The sequence below is a fragment of the Flavobacterium sp. IB48 genome (genome assembly GCF_016405855.1).
GTDB classification, from domain to species: Bacteria; Bacteroidota; Bacteroidia; order Flavobacteriales; family Flavobacteriaceae; genus Flavobacterium; species Flavobacterium ginsengisoli.
Map to the genome: position 1 here is coordinate 1,473,569 of NZ_JAEFCA010000001.1, position 20,576 is coordinate 1,494,144.

The 20,576-nt window shown below is 33.4% G+C and carries 23 protein-coding genes; 17 read left to right on the top strand and 6 right to left on the bottom strand.

The window, feature by feature from the left end; all coding sequences use genetic code 11:
* Positions 1 to 245: 245 nt before the first annotated feature.
* Positions 246 to 665, top strand: a complete 420-nt coding sequence (locus JC605_RS06340; protein ID WP_198855380.1) for a very short patch repair endonuclease — start codon at positions 246 to 248, stop codon at positions 663 to 665.
* Here JC605_RS06340 and dcm read toward each other — a convergent pair.
* The gene (gene dcm, locus JC605_RS06345) at positions 662 to 1,648 is read right to left on the bottom strand and encodes a DNA (cytosine-5-)-methyltransferase (RefSeq protein ID WP_198855381.1); all 987 of its coding nucleotides are present in this window, start codon (positions 1,646 to 1,648) and stop codon (positions 662 to 664) included. The genes JC605_RS06340 and dcm overlap by 4 nt on opposite strands.
* A 442-nt stretch (positions 1,649 to 2,090) precedes the next feature.
* Between dcm and JC605_RS06350 the strand changes: the two genes are divergently transcribed.
* The gene (locus JC605_RS06350) at positions 2,091 to 2,369 is read left to right on the top strand and encodes a hypothetical protein (RefSeq protein WP_198855382.1); all 279 of its coding nucleotides are present in this window, start codon (positions 2,091 to 2,093) and stop codon (positions 2,367 to 2,369) included.
* A 33-nt stretch (positions 2,370 to 2,402) separates the two neighbouring features.
* Here JC605_RS06350 and JC605_RS06355 read toward each other — a convergent pair whose 3' ends face one another.
* On the bottom strand, positions 2,403 to 2,993 hold the full coding sequence (locus JC605_RS06355) for a riboflavin synthase (RefSeq protein ID WP_198855383.1): 591 nt from the start codon (positions 2,991 to 2,993) through the stop codon (positions 2,403 to 2,405).
* A gap of 57 nt (positions 2,994 to 3,050) precedes the next feature.
* Between JC605_RS06355 and pdxA the strand changes: the two genes are divergently transcribed.
* The 12 genes from pdxA to JC605_RS06415 all read left to right on the top strand — a co-directional run bounded on the left by pdxA (position 3,051) and on the right by JC605_RS06415 (position 11,534).
* Positions 3,051 to 4,100: a 4-hydroxythreonine-4-phosphate dehydrogenase PdxA gene (gene pdxA / locus JC605_RS06360; RefSeq protein WP_198855384.1), complete on the top strand. Its 1,050-nt coding sequence runs from the start codon at positions 3,051 to 3,053 to the stop codon at positions 4,098 to 4,100.
* Positions 4,101 to 4,205: 105 nt separating this feature from the next.
* The gene (locus JC605_RS06365) at positions 4,206 to 4,748 is read left to right on the top strand and encodes a DUF177 domain-containing protein (RefSeq protein ID WP_198855385.1); all 543 of its coding nucleotides are present in this window, start codon (positions 4,206 to 4,208) and stop codon (positions 4,746 to 4,748) included.
* A 9-nt stretch (positions 4,749 to 4,757) separates the two neighbouring features.
* Positions 4,758 to 4,952: a 50S ribosomal protein L32 gene (rpmF, locus tag JC605_RS06370; protein WP_008465217.1), complete on the top strand. Its 195-nt coding sequence runs from the start codon at positions 4,758 to 4,760 to the stop codon at positions 4,950 to 4,952.
* Positions 4,953 to 5,127: 175 nt separating this feature from the next.
* The gene (locus JC605_RS06375; RefSeq protein WP_095928351.1) at positions 5,128 to 6,126 is read left to right on the top strand and encodes a beta-ketoacyl-ACP synthase III; all 999 of its coding nucleotides are present in this window, start codon (positions 5,128 to 5,130) and stop codon (positions 6,124 to 6,126) included.
* 23 nt (positions 6,127 to 6,149) lie between these two features.
* Entirely contained in the window at positions 6,150 to 6,635 is a 486-nt protein-coding gene (gene accB, locus JC605_RS06380; RefSeq protein ID WP_095928350.1) for an acetyl-CoA carboxylase biotin carboxyl carrier protein, read from the top strand.
* 85 nt (positions 6,636 to 6,720) lie between these two features.
* Positions 6,721 to 8,067, top strand: a complete 1,347-nt coding sequence (gene accC, locus JC605_RS06385) for an acetyl-CoA carboxylase biotin carboxylase subunit (RefSeq protein ID WP_198855386.1) — start codon at positions 6,721 to 6,723, stop codon at positions 8,065 to 8,067.
* Between the two features lie 364 nt (positions 8,068 to 8,431).
* Positions 8,432 to 8,728 carry a hypothetical protein gene (locus JC605_RS06390; protein WP_177211835.1) on the top strand — a complete coding sequence of 99 codons (297 nt, stop codon included), beginning with the start codon at positions 8,432 to 8,434 and terminating at the stop codon, positions 8,726 to 8,728.
* Between the two features lie 74 nt (positions 8,729 to 8,802).
* On the top strand, positions 8,803 to 9,099 hold the full coding sequence (locus JC605_RS06395) for a hypothetical protein (protein ID WP_198855387.1): 297 nt from the start codon (positions 8,803 to 8,805) through the stop codon (positions 9,097 to 9,099).
* A gap of 28 nt (positions 9,100 to 9,127) precedes the next feature.
* A complete protein-coding gene (locus JC605_RS06400) occupies positions 9,128 to 9,418 on the top strand; it encodes a hypothetical protein (protein WP_198855388.1) in 291 nt (96 codons plus the stop codon).
* Positions 9,419 to 9,436: 18 nt separating this feature from the next.
* Positions 9,437 to 9,730, top strand: a complete 294-nt coding sequence (locus JC605_RS06405) for a PepSY-like domain-containing protein (protein ID WP_198855389.1) — start codon at positions 9,437 to 9,439, stop codon at positions 9,728 to 9,730.
* Positions 9,731 to 9,744: 14 nt separating this feature from the next.
* Entirely contained in the window at positions 9,745 to 10,041 is a 297-nt protein-coding gene (locus JC605_RS06410; RefSeq protein ID WP_198855390.1) for a hypothetical protein, read from the top strand.
* 137 nt (positions 10,042 to 10,178) lie between these two features.
* Entirely contained in the window at positions 10,179 to 11,534 is a 1,356-nt protein-coding gene (locus tag JC605_RS06415; protein WP_198855391.1) for a sigma-54 dependent transcriptional regulator, read from the top strand.
* Between the two features lie 36 nt (positions 11,535 to 11,570).
* Here JC605_RS06415 and JC605_RS06420 read toward each other — a convergent pair whose 3' ends face one another.
* Entirely contained in the window at positions 11,571 to 14,009 is a 2,439-nt protein-coding gene (locus tag JC605_RS06420; RefSeq protein WP_198855392.1) for an ATP-binding protein, read from the bottom strand.
* Positions 14,010 to 14,184: 175 nt separating this feature from the next.
* Complete coding sequence (locus tag JC605_RS06425; RefSeq protein WP_198855393.1) at positions 14,185 to 16,086, bottom strand: S9 family peptidase; 1,902 nt, start codon at positions 16,084 to 16,086, stop codon at positions 14,185 to 14,187.
* Positions 16,087 to 16,313: 227 nt separating this feature from the next.
* On the opposite strand from JC605_RS06425, the gene JC605_RS06430 reads away from it, so the two are divergent.
* The 3 genes from JC605_RS06430 to JC605_RS06440 are packed head-to-tail and all read left to right on the top strand — an operon-like array spanning position 16,314 to position 19,157.
* Positions 16,314 to 17,429 carry an FAD-binding oxidoreductase gene (locus JC605_RS06430; protein ID WP_198855394.1) on the top strand — a complete coding sequence of 372 codons (1,116 nt, stop codon included), beginning with the start codon at positions 16,314 to 16,316 and terminating at the stop codon, positions 17,427 to 17,429.
* The gene (gene mtgA, locus JC605_RS06435) at positions 17,426 to 18,214 is read left to right on the top strand and encodes a monofunctional biosynthetic peptidoglycan transglycosylase (RefSeq protein ID WP_198855395.1); all 789 of its coding nucleotides are present in this window, start codon (positions 17,426 to 17,428) and stop codon (positions 18,212 to 18,214) included. The genes JC605_RS06430 and mtgA overlap by 4 nt, the downstream gene beginning before the upstream one ends.
* Positions 18,192 to 19,157, top strand: coding sequence for a lipid A deacylase LpxR family protein (locus JC605_RS06440; RefSeq protein ID WP_233074033.1), 966 nt, complete (start codon positions 18,192 to 18,194; stop codon positions 19,155 to 19,157). The genes mtgA and JC605_RS06440 overlap by 23 nt, the downstream gene beginning before the upstream one ends.
* A 469-nt stretch (positions 19,158 to 19,626) precedes the next feature.
* Here JC605_RS06440 and JC605_RS06445 read toward each other — a convergent pair whose 3' ends face one another.
* Entirely contained in the window at positions 19,627 to 20,058 is a 432-nt protein-coding gene (locus JC605_RS06445; RefSeq protein WP_198855397.1) for a hypothetical protein, read from the bottom strand.
* A 157-nt stretch (positions 20,059 to 20,215) separates the two neighbouring features.
* Positions 20,216 to 20,407, bottom strand: coding sequence for a hypothetical protein (locus JC605_RS06450; RefSeq protein ID WP_233074034.1), 192 nt, complete (start codon positions 20,405 to 20,407; stop codon positions 20,216 to 20,218).
* Positions 20,408 to 20,576: the final 169 nt, after the last annotated feature.

The window sequence follows — 20,576 nt, forward strand, 5'->3', positions numbered from 1 at the left end:
AATAATAATTTATAATAAGTAATAGTGAAAACATATAAAACCTGACTCATAATCAGGTGGTCCCTGGTTCGAGCCCAGGTGGGACCACTCTTTTAGAAACACAAAGCCTTTACAGAAATGTAAAGGCTTTTTTGTTTTTTGACACTTTGCAAATGTGAAAATTGAAATTTTCCGCATCAAAAATTAAACTTCACTTTTTCTAAAATCCCTTAACTTTATCCATCCAAAACAAATTTAATCTTCAGATGGATAGATTAACTCCAGAACAGAGGAGGAAAACTATGCAGGCGATAAAAAGTACTGCTACAAAAGGCGAAGTAAGGCTTGCTAAAGCGTTATGGAAATTAGGTCACAGATATCGAAAAAATAATAAAAAGGTATTTGGAAGGCCTGATCTTACTTTTGCCAAATATAAAATCGCCATTTTTGTCGATAGCGAGTTTTTTCACGGAAAAGATTGGGAAACGGAGCAGCTGAGAATTAAAACGAATCGCGAATATTGGATTCCGAAAATTGAAAGAAATATACAGCGGGACGAAGAAGTCAATGCTTTTCTAGTTTCTGAAAATTGGACTATTTTGAGGTTCTGGAGTAAAGAAATTGAAAAAAATCTGGAAGTTTGCCTGGCAAAAATAGAAGGGACAATTATGCTTTTAAGTATTTAAACTTTTTCGGCTTTTAATTGTCTGGCTTCGGCCTTCTCAATGCATTTGAATATTTCGGTGGCGAGTCTTTCTATGACAGGCATGCTTACTGAGTTTCCAGCTTGTTTGTAAAGGCTGGAATTTGAAATTTTAGGCAATTTATAATGATCAGGAAAGCCTTGAAAACGAAAACACTCTCTTGGCGTTAATTTTCTAAAACCAAATTCAGTTGTGATAATGGGAACATTGTGACCGCCAGTTCCCATATTTGCAGTTAAAGTGGGGCAAACTTCTTTCTTGTTTTCTCGTACATATTGCCTTCTGAATTGATAAATTCTATCTTTTCTTACAACAGATTCTTTCAGCATGTTGTACATGTATTTGTCTTCAGTGTAATAGAATTTTTTATCGACTTTCTCTTTTGTGATTAAATCGGTAACTTTTTTGGTTAATTCTTCTTTTTCGGGAAAATTGAATTTAAAACCTTTTTTGACGAAATCTTTGTCAAAAGCAACCATGAAAATTCGTTCTCGATTGTGTGGAATGTTTCCGAAATCTTTTGTGTTTAAGATAGCGCTGTCAAAAGTATAATTGCGTTTTTTTATTTCACGCTGAATTACTTTCATGGTGTTTCCTTTGTCGTGGCCTTTTAGGTTTTTGACATTTTCAAGAAATACTACTTTTGGTCGCATTTCGTCAATAAAATCTAATATTTTAAAGAAATGATTTCCTCTACTATCTTTAAAACCTTTTCTATGGCCAGCAAGAGAAAAGGGCTGACACGGAAATCCAGCAGTAAGAATGTCAATTTTATTGAGATCTTTTGCCTCAAGCTGCATTACATCGCCTTCGATAAGAGTATGTTCGAAGTTATTTCTGTAGGTAACGCAAGCTTTTTTGTCAAATTCATTCGCCCATTCTAATTTAAAACCTGCATTTTCAAAACCTAGACAAATGCCGCCAACACCTGCGTATAAACTTCCGACTGTATATTGGTTTTTCATTTGCTTGATTGAGGGTTCTTAATTGTTTTGAATTTGAGTGGTCGAATTTATTTTTTACAAATATATTAATTTGAGAGTATTCTCTATTGTATCTGTGTTGAATCTAAACCTAGTTTTGATAGGTTTGTTTTACGGAATTTTTGAAAAGGCTAAAAAAATAGATTTTTTTAAAATCAGGAAATTCTTATAAGCTTGTAAGAGTTGAGATTAGTAATAAAAAAAAGGTATTGTCCTCTGTGGCGTTTTCTGAAAAGGATTATAGGCATTTTAGTTAAAACTGTTAAAATTTGTTTTGTATTTTTGATTTTAAAAGTTGGTTTTGTGCAAAAAACTTATACTTTTGTCCAAGATTTTGGAGATAGAAAAGTATTTGTATGAAATTTCTATTAAAGAATATTTGTCAATAATTATCTAGAATTGCAGTTTGCAATAGCTTGAATTTATGAAGAATCTAAAAGCCCCATTTTTAGTAATTGCCTTATTATTAAATGTTTTATTAGTTATGGCTGGATCTGAGCATCCTCCAAAACCGATGCTAAATAGCGCTAAAGTGAATACAACAGCAGGTGACGATGATGAAGAATGTGATGACCTGACTCAAAACTGCGATAACCATGCTGGTATACCAATAGATCAAAATATTGTTTTTTTAGCAATCGGAGGTTTGGCTTTAGGTTTTGCCGTGATATATAAAAACAACATAAAAAAAGCTTCAATTTAAATTGAAGCTTTTTTTATGTTGAAATGTGAAACGTTATTTGTTGATCAAATAAAGTCTAGAAATATATTTTCCTACGACATCAAATTCAAGATTTATTTTTGTTCCAACTTTGAAATCTTTAAAATTAGTGTGTTCATAAGTATATGGGATAATTGAGACGCTAAATTCATTTTCTTTAGAATTTACAACCGTAAGACTTACTCCATTTACAGTAATCGAACCTTTTTCGATCGTAATATTGTTTTGGTTTTTATCGTATTCAAAAGTGTAATTCCAGCTTCCGTTTGCTTCTTCGATTTTAATGCAAGTTCCAGTTTGGTCTACATGGCCTTGTACAATATGTCCGTCTAGACGGTCGCCAAGCTTCATTCCTCTTTCTAAATTTACAATATCACCAGCTTTCCAATCGCCAATATTGGTTTTTAGAATGGTTTCGTCTATTGCTGTTACGGTATAAAGAGAGTCTTTAATTGCAACTACTGTAAGGCATATTCCGTTATGCGAGACGCTCTGGTCTATTTTTAATTCGTGAGTTATTGATGAGTCAACGGTTACGTGAAGATTGTTTTGGTCTTTCTGAATTTCATGAATCCTGCCAAGTGTTTCTATAATTCCTGTGAACATTGTGGTTTTATTTTACTAAATTTGCACATCAAAATTAGTAATAAATAAACTGAGCTCATGAATAAAAAAGCAGAAAATATAATTGTTGGAATTTCAGTTGGAGATTTAAACGGTATTGGAAGCGAAGTTATACTGAAAACATTTGAGGATTCTCGTATGTTGGAATTGTGTACGCCGGTTATTTTTGCAAATGCTAAAATTCTTTCTTTTGTTAGAAAAAGTTTTACATCGACAGTTCAATTTCACGGAGTTGATAAATTAGATCAAGTTATTCCAGGTAAAGTAAATGTTTTAAATCTTTGGAGAGAAGGTGTTGATATTAACTTTGGAGCAAATGATCCTAAAATAGGAGAATACGCAATTAAATCTTTTACAGCAGCTACACAAGCATTAAAAGATGGTGAAATCGATGTTTTGGTAACAGCTCCTATTAATAAATACAATATACAATCTGAAGATTTTAAATTTCCGGGTCACACAGATTATTTGAATCAGGAATTAGAAGGTGATGCGCTTATGATGATGGTTCAAGATAATTTGCGAGTAGGTTTAATTACGGATCACGTGCCATTAAGTGAAGTGGCTTCTCATTTAACTGAAGAGTTAATTGCTAAAAAAATTGAAACTATAAGAAAATCTCTAGTTCAAGATTTTAGTATCGTTAAGCCGAAAATTGCAGTTTTAGGTCTAAATCCACATGCTGGTGACGGTGGTGTAATTGGAAAGGAAGACGATTTGGTTTTGAAGCCAACATTGAAAAAAATATTTGATTCAGGAACGATGGTTTTCGGTCCATTTCCAGCAGATGGTTTTTTTGGAAGTGGTCACTACGAAAAATATGATGCTATTGTAGCAATGTATCACGATCAAGGATTAATTCCGTTTAAGACATTGTCTTTTGGAAAAGGAGTGAATTATACAGCAGGTTTGAATAAAGTTAGAACCTCTCCAGACCACGGTACAGCTTATGATATCGCAGGAAAAGACATGGCAGATTACAATTCGTTTAAGGAGGCAGTATATCTTGCGATCGATATTTTTCGCTCGCGTAATCAGTATGAGGAGATTAGCCAAAAACCTCTTAAAATAAAAGAAAAACAGTTATAAACAAAAAAAGGTGAATAAGATTATTAGATTTGTAATAATTTTATATCTTTGCACCCCAATTCAGATATCTAGTTTTAGAACTGAATTGTTCAAATTGATGTTGAAATGAGCAAAACAAAAGAATTTTTAATTCCTTTCGTAGGATTAAAACTAGGAAAACACCATTTTGAGTATCAGATAAATAACGAGTTCTTTAAGAATTTTGAGTACGATGAGTTTCAAAATTCTGATATTAAAGTCAATTTACTTTTTGATAAGAAAAGTAATATGTTAGAATTAGAATTCAAACACAAAGGGGCGGTAAACGTACCTTGTGATCTAACAGGCGAAGATTTTGATTTACCTATAAAAGGGAAAATGAAGTTAATAGTTCGCTTTGGAGATGAATTTAATGATGATAATGAAGAATTGTTGATTTTACCACATGGTGAACATGAGATAGATGTGGCGCAGTATATTTATGAAATGATCGCGCTTTCTGTACCTCAAAAAAGGATTCATCCAGGGGTTAAAGATGGAAGCCTTCAGACAGAAGCTTTGACAAAACTGAATGAGCTGAGTGTAAAAGAACAAAAGGAAGAGAGTAACAAAGAAGAAGATATTGACCCGCGTTGGGAAAAATTAAAGAAACTATTAACGGATAAATAATATAGTAAAATGGCACATCCTAAGAGAAAAACCTCGAAAACAAGAAGAGATAAGAGAAGAACACATTACAAAGCTACTGTAGCTCAAATCGCTACATGTCCTATTACAGGTGAGGCGCATTTATACCACAGAGCTTACTGGCATGAAGGTAAAATGTACTACAGAGGGCAAGTTGTTATCGATAAATCTGAAGCGGTTGCTTAATACGTTTTTGTAAATTATACTAGAACTCTCACATAGTGAGAGTTTTTTTTGTTGGTTATAATTTTCGTTTTTTAGGAAAATATAGACAAATTCGTTACGTTTTTTTTTGTAATTTTCGGGTCTTTTAAAAATTTTTCAAATTAATCATAATTTGAAAGGAAAATAATAGAATATAATGAATACAATCACAGCCGCAATTACCGCTGTTGGAGCTTATGTTCCTGACTTCGTTCTTTCGAACCAAGTGCTAGAAACAATGGTTGATACCAATGATGAGTGGATTACCGCTCGAACAGGAATTAAAGAAAGAAGAATTCTTAAAGATGCTGATAAAGGTACATCGTACCTTGCTATACAAGCAGCAAAGGATTTGATTGCTAAAGCAAATATTGATCCGCTTGAGATTGATATGATTATAATGGCAACTGCAACGCCAGATATGATGGTGGCTTCTACAGGAGTTTTTGTTGCAACAGAAATTGGAGCGACAAATGCATTTGCATATGATTTGCAGGCTGCATGTTCAAGTTTCTTGTACGGAATGTCTACGGCTGCAGCATATGTTCAGTCAGGACGTTACAAAAAAGTACTTTTAATTGGTGCCGATAAAATGTCATCAATTGTAGATTATACAGACAGAGCAACATGTATTATTTTTGGTGATGGAGCTGGAGCAGTTCTTTTTGAACCAAATTACGAAGGCTTAGGTTTGCAAGATGAATATTTACGAAGTGACGGTGTAGGACGCGACTTCCTAAAAATTCCTGCAGGAGGTTCTTTGATTCCGCCTTCAGAAGATACTGTAAAAAACAGACAGCACAATATTATGCAAGACGGTAAAACTGTTTTCAAATATGCTGTAACTAATATGGCAGATGCCAGCGAATTGATTTTACAAAGAAACAATTTGACAAATCAAGATGTTGACTGGTTAGTACCACACCAAGCTAACAAACGTATCATTGATGCTACTGCTGGAAGATTAGAATTAGAAGATTCTAAAGTTTTGGTAAACATTGAAAAATACGGAAATACTACTTCTGGAACTTTACCATTAGTATTGGCTGATTTTGAAAATAAGCTTAAAAAAGGAGATAACATTATCTTTGCTGCTTTTGGTGGTGGATTCACTTGGGGATCTATCTACTTAAAATGGGCTTACGATAAGAAATAAATTAAAACTAAAAACGAATCATTATGGATTTAAAAGAAATTCAAAACCTAATCAAATTTGTTGCAAATTCGGGCGTTGCAGAAGTGAAGTTAGAAATGGATGATGTAAAAATCACGATCAGAACAACTTTAGAAACAAATGTAACTGAGGCAACTTACGTACAGCAATTACCTGCTCAGGCAGCTTTACCTCAAGCGGCAGTTCCACAAGTTACAGCTCCAACAGTTGTAAGTGTAACTCCAGAAGCACCAGCTGCTAACGATTCTAAATATATTACTATAAAATCTCCAATCATTGGTACATTCTATAGAAAACCATCTCCAGATAAACCAGTTTTCACTGAAGTTGGAAGCACTGTATCTAAAGGTGATGTTCTTTGCGTAATTGAAGCAATGAAATTATTCAACGAAATCGAATCTGAAGTTTCTGGTAAAATTGTAAAAATTCTTGTTGACGATATGTCTCCAGTAGAATTTGATCAACCTTTATTCTTAGTAGATCCATCATAATTTTTAAAAATTCCAATAGACAAGTCACAAAATCCAATGAGTTGGAATTTGGAGATTGGAATTTGTAATTTTTAATTTAAATAAGATGTTTAAAAAAATATTAATTGCGAATAGAGGAGAAATTGCACTACGTGTAATTCGTACATGTAAGGAAATGGGAATCAAAACTGTTGCAGTTTACTCTACAGCCGATGCAGAAAGTTTGCATGTTAAATTTGCTGACGAAGCGGTTTGTATTGGTCCTCCTCCGAGTAACTTATCGTATTTGAAAATGTCAAATATTATTGCAGCTGCAGAAATTACAAACGCAGATGCAATTCATCCAGGTTATGGATTTTTATCTGAGAATGCTAAATTCTCTAAAATCTGTCAAGAGCACGGAATTAAATTTATCGGTGCTGCTCCAGAAATGATCGACCGTATGGGAGATAAAGCTTCTGCTAAAGCTACAATGAAAGCTGCAGGAGTTCCTTGTGTACCAGGTTCAGACGGATTATTAGAATCTTACGAACATGCACAAAAAATAGCTAAAGAAATTGGTTACCCAGTTATGATGAAAGCTACTGCTGGTGGTGGTGGAAAAGGAATGCGTGCAATTTGGAAAGAAGAAGAGCTTTTGAAAGCTTGGGAAAGTGCACGTCAAGAAGCTGCTGCGGCATTTGGAAATGACGGAATGTACATGGAAAAACTTATTGAAGAACCACGTCATATCGAGATTCAAGTTGTTGGAGATTCTTACGGAAAAGCATGTCACCTTTCTGAAAGAGATTGTTCTGTTCAACGTCGTCACCAAAAACTTACTGAAGAAACACCTTCGCCTTTCATGACAGATGAGCTTCGTGCAAAAATGGGAGAAGCTGCTGTAAAAGCTGCTGAATTCATTAAGTATGAAGGAGCTGGAACTGTAGAGTTTTTAGTGGACAAACACAGAAACTTCTATTTCATGGAAATGAATACTCGTATTCAAGTTGAGCACCCGATCACAGAACAAGTTATTGATTATGATTTGATTCGTGAGCAAATTATGGTTGCTGCCGGAATTCCAATTTCTGGTAAAAACTACTTACCACAATTACACGCTATTGAAGTGCGTATTAATGCTGAAGATCCTTATAACGATTTTCGTCCTTCACCAGGAAAAATTACTACGCTTCATATGCCAGGAGGACACGGAGTTCGTTTAGATACTCACGTTTACTCAGGATATAGCATTCCACCAAACTACGACTCGATGATTGCTAAGTTAATTACAACAGCGCAATCTCGTGAAGAAGCTATTAGCAAAATGCGCAGAGCTTTGGATGAGTTCGTAATCGAAGGTGTGAAAACTACAATACCTTTCCACAGACAATTAATGGATGATCCAAAATATATTGCAGGAGATTATACAACTGCATTTATGGATACATTTAAAATGAATAGTCCAGAATAATTAAAAGGCTTCCAAATTTGGAAGCCTTTTTCTTTTATGAACCTTTATTAATTACAATATTCAAATCCCAAATTCCAATATTGGAAACCTAAACTTTAAATTAGGAGCTCAAAACGTTACTGTAAACTTTGGGATTTGGTATTTGATTTATTGAAATTTTTCTAAAGGTTACACTTTAAGTGTTTACTTATTACACACTTATTTTCTCTTTTACACACCTTTCACGGTATTTCTTTTTTTGGTATATTTGATGTAAAGTCTTTAAAAACAGTATTTTATGATCTTTGGCATGGCTCTTTTCTTTTACGGCATAATAATTTCATTACTTCAAGCGTAAACAACTATTAATTTAAATATATACGTTATGAAAAATTTATTTTTATCAGCCGCAATTGTTTTAGGAGGTTTAACTTCATTCGCTTCAACTACACAAGTAACAAATACAATCGTAAAAACGATTTCTATCGAAGACGAATACACTGAAATCAAATTAGAAGAATTACCAGCTGCGATTACAGAATCTTTGAAAAAAGCATATCCAGAAGCAGTAATTACTAAAGCATACAAAAACGAAAAAGCACAGTATAAACTTGACGTAACTGTTGGTGACAAAGTAGGAAACCTTTTTGCTAATGCAGACGGAACTTGGATCAAACAATAATCTAATCTAAGGTATTGTGAAAATCCAGATCAAGAATACTAAGATCAAATTAACTATATTAAAATACAACTATCATGAAAAATTTATTTTTATCAGCCGCAATCGTTTTGGGAGGTTTAACATCATTTGCTTCAACTTCGCCAATTTCAAATACAATCGTAAAAACAATCTCTATTCAAGATGATTATACAGAAATTAAATTGGAAGAAGTTCCAGCAGCAGTAACAGATGCTCTTAAAAAAGCGTATCCAGATGCTGTGCTTTCTAAAGCATTTAAAAACACAAAATCTGAGTATAAGCTTGAAGTAACTGTTGGCGATAAATCAGGAAATCTTTTTGCTAATGCAGATGGAACTTGGATTAAAAAATAATTAAGTCTAACCCTTAAAAACTATTACTATGAAAAAGTTAATCTTATCGGCAGCAATTGTTTTAGGCAGTTTGTCGATGAACGCAGAGACCCCTGTTGCAACCAATCAATTGGTGCAAACAGTAAATGATCAGGATGGATACAAAGAAGTAGATGGAGTTCCAGCAGCCGTAAAAAAAGGCTTAGATGAAGCTTATCCTGGTGTAGTGCTTGAAAAAGCATGGGTTAATGATAAAAAGGAGTACAAAATTGAGATAACCGTTCGAGGTGAAAAATCGATCGTTTATACAGATGCTTCTGGTAACATTCTTAAAAAATAATTTAAACCACTAAATATTATGAAAAAGTTAATCTTATCAGCAGCGATTGTTTTAGGAAGTCTTACAGTAAATGCTGCGATTCTTCCAGCAGTTTCGATTTCTCAATCAGTACTTATTCAAAGTGAGTTTACTGAAGTATCTGCAGATGCTGTTCCAGCAGCTGTAAAGTCTACACTTGAAAAATCTTTCCCGAATACTAAGCTTGAAAAAGCTTATAAAAACGAGAAAAATGAGTACAAACTTGAGATTTCAAGTGGAGAAAAGAAGTATACTATTTTTACAGATGCTTCTGGAAATATCATTAAAAAATAATTAAAATCAGCATCATGAAAAAACTAATCTTATCTGCAATAGTGGTTTTAGCAACCATGTCAATGCATGCAAATGTATTGTCTGTTTCGCAAGACGCTAAAGCAACTGTAACAATTCAGACAGAATATACAGAAGTTACAGTAGATGCTGTGCCTGCAGCTGTAAAGACAGCGTTGCAGACCGCTTATCCAGGAGCAAAACTGGATAAAGCATTTGTTAACGACAAAAAAGAGTACAAACTTGAAATATCAGTTGGAGACCAGAAGGCTACTGTCTATTCAGATGTCAATGGTAACTGGTTGAAGATATAATTAGGTGAATTTAGATTTATGTTTTTGGTGAAAAAGAGATTGCGTGATGCAATCTCTTTTTTTTTACATATTTTACATAATTTTATGAAATAACAAGTTTAATAATACTATTTTAGCAAAAAAGTCCCTAAAAGCAAATGCCGAAGATATTACTGATAGAAGATGATATTGCGTTCTGTAAATTATTAGAGAAATTTCTAATCAAAAAAGCGTATGAAGTAACAACTACTTTTTCTGCGACAGAAGCGCGTGAAGCAGTTAAAAACGAATCGTTTGATTTGATTTTGACAGACCTTCGCTTGCCTGATTCTGATGGTATAGGACTTATGTCTGAATTTAAAAATTCGCACCCACATATTCCTGTTATTTTAATGACGGGCTACTCTGATGTAAATACTGCTGTAAAAGCCATTAAAAATGGCGCGGCAGATTATATTTCGAAACCATTTAATCCAGACGAAGTTCTTCTTGTAATTACGAATGCATTACAAACACCAAAAACGGAAGAAGAAGAAACTCCTGTAAAAGAAAAAAAGACGATAAAAAAGCAGGCGTCAACAGGAGAAAACGAATTTGTTAAAGGAATTTCTGTAGCTTCTAAAAAACTTTTAGATCATATTCAGCTGGTAAGTCCAACCGATATGTCTGTTTTGATAATTGGCGAAAGCGGAACAGGAAAAGAAATTATTGCAAAAAGCATTCATCAGCAAAGCAGAAGAAAAGACAATAATTTTATTGCAGTCGATTGTGGAGCGATTCCGAAAGAATTAGCCGCAAGTGAATTTTTTGGACATTTAAAAGGATCTTTCACCGGAGCAATCAGCGATAAAAAAGGATATTTTGAAGCAGCAAATGGCGGAACTTTATTTTTGGACGAAATTGGAAACCTTTCATACGAAAATCAAATACAGTTATTGAGAGCGCTTCAAGAAAGAAAAATTAAGCCTGTAGGAAGCAATAAAGAAATAAACGTCGATATACGCATTATTACGGCTACAAATGAAGATTTACGTGAGGCAGTAAAAAACGGCGATTTTAGAGAAGATTTATACCATAGAATCAATGAGTTTTCAATTCAGTCACCATCTTTAAAAGACCGCGGAGAAGATTTAATGATTTTCGCAGATTATTTCTTAGAAAAAGCCAATCAACAATTGCATAAAGATGTAATTGGGTTTTCTCCAGAAGTGGTTTCTATTTTTCAAAATTACTCTTGGCCAGGAAATTTACGTGAATTGCAAAACTGTGTAAAACGTGCAACTCTTTTGACTCGCGGTGATTTTATAGAAAGCGATGTGCTTCCGGCAGAATTTTTCCAGATTCAGAAACAACAACCTGCGGCAAATGAAGTTTTTTCATTATCTGAAAACGAAAAAGAAACTATTATTAGTGCTTTGTCAAAAACACAAAATAATAAATCTGAAGCGGCAAAACTTCTTAAAATTACTAGAAAAACACTTTATAATAAATTGAAACAATATAATATCGAATAAAAAAAGCAGTCTTTTTAGACTGCTTTTTTTTTAGTATTAAATCTCTTGCTTCAATTCCGTAAAAAGAACTTTAATTCTTTCGTTTAAATCTACATATGCCGCTTGTATATCAATTGTGTCTAAATTTTCTTTCTCTAAATTTTTTAAAAGTTCGCCAATTTTATTAGCTTGAATTTGTTTAAACATTGGAGCAATACGATGTGCAATAGACTTTATTTCATCATGATTTTTCTCTTGAACAGCAATTTTCAAATAGCCTAAATTTTCAATTGTTGTTTCTATAAAAGATTTTAAAACTTCTTTTAAAGCCGATTCGTCTTGACCTAGAAAATCTTTCAAAGTTTCTAGAGAATATATTTGAGAAGCGTTTTTATTATCATGGTCTGTAGATTCGATTTCAGGAATTTCTTCGTGATCTAAAATATGCTGAATCGTTTCAAGCAAAATTTTTGGAGAATAAGGCTTTTTTATAACCGTAGTAAAACCAGCATTTTTATAAACTGAAAGATCCAAATCGGTACGTCCTGTAAGTGCAATGACAGGCTGATTTTTGAAAACCGTATCAGGAAGTTCTCTAAGTTTTTCTAAAAACATAAAACCATCTATTTCCGGCATTTGAATATCGGTTATAACAAAATCAAAAGGCGTAGTCTTAATTATTTCTAAAGCTTTGGCAGGATTAGTAAACGAAAAAACATGATGCTGTTCTTGTCTTAAAACACCACTTGTTAGATTTAAAAGATTAATATCATCATCAACGACAATAAAAGTCTGTTTTTTGGTGTTTCTTGGCATCTTAGGTTTAAGTTCGACAGTAGGATTATTTTGGCTATTATCAAATAATAAAGGCAACTGAATAATAAATGTGCTTCCTTTTCCAAAAATGCTGTCTAAACTTAAATTACCGCCTAAAATAGAAATAATCTTCTGGCAAATTGATAGGCCTAAACCAGTTCCGCCGTATTTCTTTTCAATGCCTTCATTTGCCTGTGCAAATTCTTCGAAAACCAATTTCTGATTGGCTTTTTCAATTCCGATTCCAGTATCTTGAATCGAAATCGTGAAAAACTGGTCGTCATTCGCGTAAGCGGCAATTCTAATATGACCTTCTTCGGTAAATTTATATGCGTTTCCGATAATGTTGGTTAAGATTTGTTTTAAACGAAATGGATCGCCAACAATACGTTTCTGAAATTGCTCGTCTATATTGATGATAAGATCAATATCTTTTTGCTTGTAAACAGTTTGAATGTTTCTCGCAACATCTTCAATAATTTCGGGTAACGAAAATGGAACTTTTTCTATCGAAATTTTTCCTGCTTCGATTTGCGAAAAATCCAATAAATCTTGAACGAGCTGCGTAATATATTCAGATGAATTTTTAATGTTTTTAATGAAATACGATTGTTTGGTATTGACATCTGAATTGCCTAATAGTTCAGAATAACCAACAATTGTACTCAAAGGCGTTTTCAAATCGTGACTCACGGTCGAAATTAATTGTTCGCGACTCTTTAGCAGATTCTTAGTTTTGAAGTTCGCAATTTCGAGTTGTTTTTTATATACTTGAGATTTCGAATAATCGCTAACAATTAGAATAGAGAAAAAGACTGTCAACAATAAACCAATAACTGCAGAAGCCGTTACAATCTCGTTGACTCTTTTTAATGATTTTTCTTTTAATGAATTGTTTTTGATCGAATTGATGATAATTTCTCGTTCGATAATTCGAAGTATTTTTCTAAGCTGATCCGAAATGGCAATTTCGTTCTGAAGCAGTTTGTTTTCTTCAAAATTCAATGATTCTTTTTTCTTTTCGGCCTTCAGTTTTACCGAACTCAAAAGCTTTTTAGAATTAGCTAAAATAGAATCAGAAGCTTTTTTGCTTAATGTATTGGTGCTGTCATCAGGAATATTCGAATTTAAATAATCTACATATTGCTGTAAAACACTTCGCTGATAACTTCCGAGCTGATTTGGGTTTTTAGTGAAATCCTGAAGTTCGAGTTTTCTTAAGTTAAACTCCATTTTAGTGATTTCATCAATAGCGCTATTTACAGAAGTTTCATCATCTGCTTTATTCTTGATTTCTCTTAACTGTTTGATGTTCTCTGTCTTTTCGGACAAGAAATAAGTAACACTATCCAAAAGTGTTTTTTGGTATTCTGTAGTAACAATTTGTTTTAATGTGTCGATACGTTTGCGAAGTGAGTCGGTTTCAATCAGATAATTTTTAAAATCTTTTTCAGAATTATTTTGAATTGTCTGTCTCGCTAAACTTTCTGTTTTGTAAACATTAGAATAAAGTCTGCTGACTCTAAGAATTTTGGTTTTTTCTAAAGCAATCTTATCTTCGAGTTTGTTGTAAACGACATTTTCAGAATAAAGAAACCATCCAACTGTAACAACCAAAGCCAATAATGCAACATAGCTAAACAAAACTTTGATTGCGGTGTAACTTTTTTTGGTCTCCATATTTTGCTGAAAGATTTGAGGGAATTCGGGATTATTAAAACATTGCAATTTATCTAAAAAAATCTGTTTTACGAAGAGTAAATCTAACCAATATGTTACATAATTGTAAGGTGCGTAAATAAAAACAGCCGCAGATTATGTAAATCTGCGGCTGTTAAAAATGTTGTTTTATGAATTACAAAGTTTCATCTAACCATTTGAAGAATTCACCTTGCCAAACCTGAGCATTTTGTGGTTTTAAAACCCAGTGGTTTTCGTCTGGGAAATACACAAATCTACTTTTGATTCCTCTTAATTGAGCCGCTTGAAAAGCTTCTTGCCCTTGTCCGATTGGCACACGGTAATCTTTTCCCCCTTGGAAAATCAAAATTGGCTTATTCCAGTTTTGAACCAAAGTTGCAGGATTAAAAGTTGTATATGCTTTTTGTGCTACAGCATTATCTTTTTCCCAATATGGTCCGCCAAAATCCCAGTTGTTAAAGAAAACCTCTTCAGTAGTTCCTAACATAGAAACGGTATTGAAAACTCCATCGTGAGCAATAAAAGTTTTGAAACGGTTTTTGTGAATTCCAGCTAAATAAAATACAGAATATCCTCCGTAACTAGCACCAACGCAACCTAAACGGCTTTTGTCAACATAACTTTCTTTTGCAACATCATCAATTGCAGAAAGGTAATCGTCCATAACTTGTCCACCCCAATCTTTACTAATTTGTTCGTTCCACTCAACACCGTGTCCTGGCATTCCGCGACGGTTTGGAGCCACAACTACATAACCTTTAGCAGCCATTAAAGAGAAATTCCAACGGAAAGAATATGATTGTGTCAACGCACTTTGAGGTCCGCCTTGGCAGAATAATAAAGTTGGATATTTTTTAGAAGCATCAAAATTTGGAGGAAGAATCACCCAAACCAGCATTTTTTTACCGTCGGTTGTAGTAACGTAACGTTTTTCTGTTTTGCTTAATGCCAAAGTTTTGTAGGTATCTGTATTTACATTTGTGATTTGTTTCCAGCTGTTTTTCTTTAAATTAAAAGAATAAATTTCTGGAGCATGATTCATGTCGTTTCTTGTCACGATAATATCATCGCCAGCAAAACCTACTAAATCATTTACATCAAAATCACCGTTTGTCAATTGACGAACGTTGATCGCGATTTTAGTTAAACCAGGAAAATTAACCGAGAAAATTTGTTTTGTTCCATCAACTGGTGCAACAAAAAATACTGTTCTGCCGTCTTTGCTCCAGATAAAATTATCTACAGTTCCGTCCCAGTTTGCAGTTAAGTTAGTTTTGATTCCTTTAAACTCAACAATAAGGTCGTTTTTATCAGCTTCATAACCGTCACGTTTCATTTGCAGCCAAGTTAAATTTCCTGTTGGAGAAAATTGCGGTGCTGTGTCGTAACCTAAATTACCTTCAGTTCTATTTGTTGTTTTTTGAGTTTCTAAATTATACTCATAAATATCTGTATTGGTAGAAATAGCATAAGCAGTTCCTGCTTTTTTCTTGCAAACGTAAAGAATGCTTTTGCTGTCTGGCGACCAGATATAATCTTCGTCACCACCAAAAGGTTTTTGTGGAGAATCGAAAGTTTCACCTTTCATGATATCGATTCCTTTTGCACCGTCTTTGTTTTCTTTATAAAAAACGTGGTTAAATTTTCCTTCATTCCAAGTATCCCAATGGCGATAATCTAAACCATCATAAATTTGAGCATCAGATTTGCCAAGACTTGGATAGAAATCTTTACCTAAAACTTTTTCTAATTTTACTTCATCATTATAAACCACAAATTTTCCGTCAGGCGAAACGTTTTTATCAGCCAGAATGTCTTTTGTGTCTTTAATTTCAACGGCAGTTCCACCATCTACAGGAATAGTGTAAATTTTAGAACTTGATTTGTTTTCTTCAACCGAAGGAGTAGAAACCTTAAAAACTATATTTTTTGCATCTTTAGAAATTCCAAGTGGAGTCACTCGACCTAATTTCCATAACAATTCTGGAGACATAACGTTCTGTCCGATAGCGTTTAAACTCATCATTATTAAGGTTGTTAATAATACTTTTTTCATAATCTATTTATTCTATTTTTTTGTGCGCTAAAAATACAACTTTTAAATCCCAAATTGTTAAATCCCAAATCCCAAATTTTGTTAAAGTTTATTACTGTCACCCTGAACTAAGTCGAAGATCACATAGTTGAGAGGCTTTGACTTCGCTCAACCTGACAAAGATTTTAAATGAACTTTAATTACTTATATGGTTCAAAAAAATTATTATTTTTATAAAAACTCTGAAAATGGAACTAAGCTATTGGGAATTAAAAAACTGGTTTGCGAATATTGATTATACTATTGTTGGAAGCGGAATCGTGGGTTTGCATACAGCATTACGCTTACGCGAAAGATTTCCTGCTGCTAAAGTTTTGGTTCTCGAACGTGGAATGTTACCGCAAGGTGCCAGTACCAAAAATGCAGGTTTTGCTTGTTTTGGAAGTTTGTCTGAAATTATGGATGACTTAAAAAAGCATTCAGAAGATGATGTTGTGCATTTGATTGAAAAACGCTGGAAAGGTCTTCAATTGCTTCGTAAAAGATTAGGCGATCAGGCAATTGATTTTAAACCTCATGGCGGATATGAATTATTTCTAAAAGAAGATGAATTTGGATTTAACGAATGCATTTCTAAAATTCCGTTTATAAATGAAATCTTAAAGCCACTTTTCAAAGCAGATGTTTTTTCGAAAGAAGTAGACCGATTTGGATTTCAAAATATTCACGAGTATTTAATTTTTAATCCGTTTGAAGGACAAATAGATACTGGAAACATGATGCAGGAATTATTGAAGCAAGCTGTTTCGGCAGATATTTTAATCTTAAATCAGCAAACCGTAAAATCGTATGCTGATGCAGGAAATCATGTTGAAGTTGCGGTAAACGATTTTAGCTTTAAAACTAAAAAACTACTTTTCGCAACAAACGGTTTTGCGAGTGAATTGACCAATGGCGCTGTAAAACCAGCAAGAGCGCAAGTGCTTATTACCGAGCCGATTCACAATTTAGACATTAAAGGAACGTTTCATTTAGATCGTGGTTATTATTATTTCAGAAATATAAATGACCGTATTTTGTTAGGCGGAGGAAGAAATCTTGATTTTGAAGGAGAAACAACAACCGAATTTGGACAGACGAAAATTATTCAAAATAGATTGGAAGATTTACTGAAAAATGTAATTTTACCAAATCAGGATTTTCAGATTGCGCACCGATGGAGCGGTATCATGGGAATAGGAAATAGTAAGAATCCTGTCGTAACCCAACTTTCTGAAAATGTGTTCTGTGGAGTGCGTTTAGGCGGAATGGGAGTGGCGATAGGAAGTTTAATAGGAACAGAATTAGCAGATTTAATAGAATGAAAGTAACCAAAAAACCAGCACCAAAAACTACTGCAAACAAACCAAAACCAAAGACAGCTTCTTCAAAAAAATCGAATCGTTCTTTTGGAGAAAAAGTAAAATGGTTTTTTATTAAAGCCGCTTTGTGGTTTTTCGGAATTTCTATCGGGTCGGTTATCTTTTTTAAATATGTTCCAGTGCCATTTACACCTTTAATGCTTATTCGTGCCATCGAAAATAAAATGGCCGGTAAAGAAGTTTATTTTGATCATGATTGGGAACCGATTGAAAAAATCTCAATGAATTTGCAAAAAGCGGTTATTGCCAGCGAAGACGGAACTTTTTTAACTCACAATGGTTTCGATTTTAAAGCACTTCAAAAAGCATATAAAAGCAATGAGCGCGGACGCCGAATTCGAGGCGGAAGTACCATCTCGCAACAAACAGCTAAAAACGTTTTTTTATGGCAGGGAAAAAGTTATTTCCGTAAAGGACTTGAAGCTTATTTTACGGTTTTAATAGAAATAATTTGGGGTAAAGAGCGTATTATGGAAGTTTACTTAAATAGTATCGAAATGGGTGATGGAGTTTACGGTGCCTATGCAGCAACAGAACATTGGTACAGACGCGATGCTTCGAGTTTAACACCAATGCAGGCGGCAGGAATTGCAGCGATTTTGCCAAACCCAAGAAAATTTAAAGCTACAGGCTCATCAAGTTATATTAATAGAAGAAAAGAACGAATTGTTCGTGAAATGCGTTATGTTGGAAAAATCAATTACAATGGTAAAGAGGAAAAGAAGTAAAAAAGCGCTTTTTGCTTTTCTGATTTTGACAACGTTAACTTTTGGACAAGGAAAAACTAAAGAAATAGGTTTTATATCTGATAACGATTTGTACACATCGTCTAAATATGATATGTATTATACTAATGGGTTGGAATTTTTTTTTCGATTCTTATCTAAAAATAATAACGAGAAAATCAACAAAGAAATTACAGAATTTAGAATAGGGCAATATCTTTATAATCCACGTTTTATAAACAAAGAAGCGGTTACAATAAATGATCGCCCTTTTGCAGGTTATCTTTTTGCCGAAGCAGGAAAAAGCTTTTTCTACCAGAGCGAATCGGTTTTAAAGACAGATTTTAGAGTTGGTTATCTCGGACCAAATGCGTTTGGTGAAGAATTACAAAAAGGTTTTCATAACATGATTGGCTACAAAAAGGTGTACGGTTGGGAAAACCAAATTCATAATGCTTTGGCATTGCAAGTTCATGCTATTTATTCTAAAAAACTGTTTCCTTCAAAGCATAATGATTTTGTTGATTTTCATTGGCAGTCAGAAGGCAATCTGGGAACTATTTTCTCTGGGGTTTCAACAGGATTTATGGCGAGATTTGGTTTTAAAAAACTGCTTCCAATGTACGACTCTAACATGTATAATGCTTCGGTAAGTGCAAATGCACAGCCAAATATTAGAGAGTTTTATTTCTACGCTGCGCCAAGTGTCAATTATCAGTTTTACGATGCTACTATCGAAGGAAGCATGTTTAATAATACAAGTCCGATTACTTTCGATTTAGAACCACTTCGATTTAATGCAGAAGCTGGTTTGAAATACCGACACAATAACTTCAATATGTCGTATTCTTTCCTTTATCGAGGAAGAGAACTGAATGATCCTGGAATTGATACTAATTCAGGATATTTTTATGGGTCGATAAGGATGGGGTTTTTAATTAAATAGTGTGCTATATCAAGCTTTCAGCCTAGAGCTAAAGATAGCTCTCAAAAAAACATAACCATTAAAATAATACAACAAACTATTGAGAATTGAAGTAACGCGTTATGAACATGAATGAATTCAATTAATCAAGGCCTGAAAGTGTAACAGTCTATTCTCAAAGATATATTTGTCATAAGTTGTATGAAAAACAAAACTAAAAGGCAAATTGTTGAAAGAGAGCTAGCAAAGTTATTTTAAGCAAATAAAATATAAAAGCCACTTCTGTTTCCAGAAATGGCTTTTTTAATTTATATCGTAATCGAAAACTATTTCACCTTCAATAATTTTTCTAAATACTCAACTTTATCTTTCTTTGCTTGAGCCAGACAAAAATGTAATTTTTAATAGCGGTTTGCAGTCTTGAATCGCTATAAATGTTTTACATGTGAAATTTCAGGAAGTATTTACAATTGATATTTAGAATGACTTTTTATGGGTTTTGTTTGTAGAACTTTATTCTCTCTATTTCAAATTTATCCGATGTGAATTCCAAGGCAGTATTTATTTGTTCAGATCCTGTGTAGCTTGACAATGATTCAGAGAAAGAACTTTCCAGGCGTATGTTTAAGAAATTTAATCTTCTAAGAGGATATCCTGCAGAAGATAAAAAAATAACTTCTGCTTCTAAATGAGCTTCCTGAGCTTTGCGATAGCTGCTAAAAGAATCAATAGGCAGAGATTTTTGTTCATTTATAGTTTGGGCTATTTCTTCCAATAAAAAAATATCCATACCATGTAGCATACTCACATTAATATGAAGGATCGGTGACTCATTTCCTGCCGCTATAGAATAGCTGCATTTACTTACGTCATAGGTGCGTTGACCGCCTGTTTCTTTTCTTTTTAGAGTAAATTGTATCATTTTTGGTTTTTAACTTTTGGTGAGACCACAATTTTGGCCATAGTTAGTACTGGTTTGTTTCTTTAGTTTTAGTGGAAGGAAAAGTTCTGCTTATGATATATAATGGGAATTTTTAAGAGTTGCGAAATCACAGAACGTTTATTTTCTTTCAATCACATCAAATGATAATTTCATTGTTTCTCCACCTAATATTTGACCTTATGTGAGCCATTTTATTATCATTGTCAGAATTTGGAAATTCAAAAAAAGTACCTCCAAGAATAAAATCTGATTTACTGATTTTATATTCTTTTTTATTGAATGTTGCTTCATGAGAAAGTTTTTCCCAATCATTTTCTTCGTAAGTCATAGGAATTGATTCAATTGATTTTGAAACAAAAGGAATAACGAAAGACAAATACAGAATTATTCGAATATATACTGTTTTTTTGTTGATGAAGATTTCCATGCCTGGGCGCATAATATTTAAAATTGAATGGTTCTGTAGGTAATTATTTGATAGTGTGACGAATAATTTG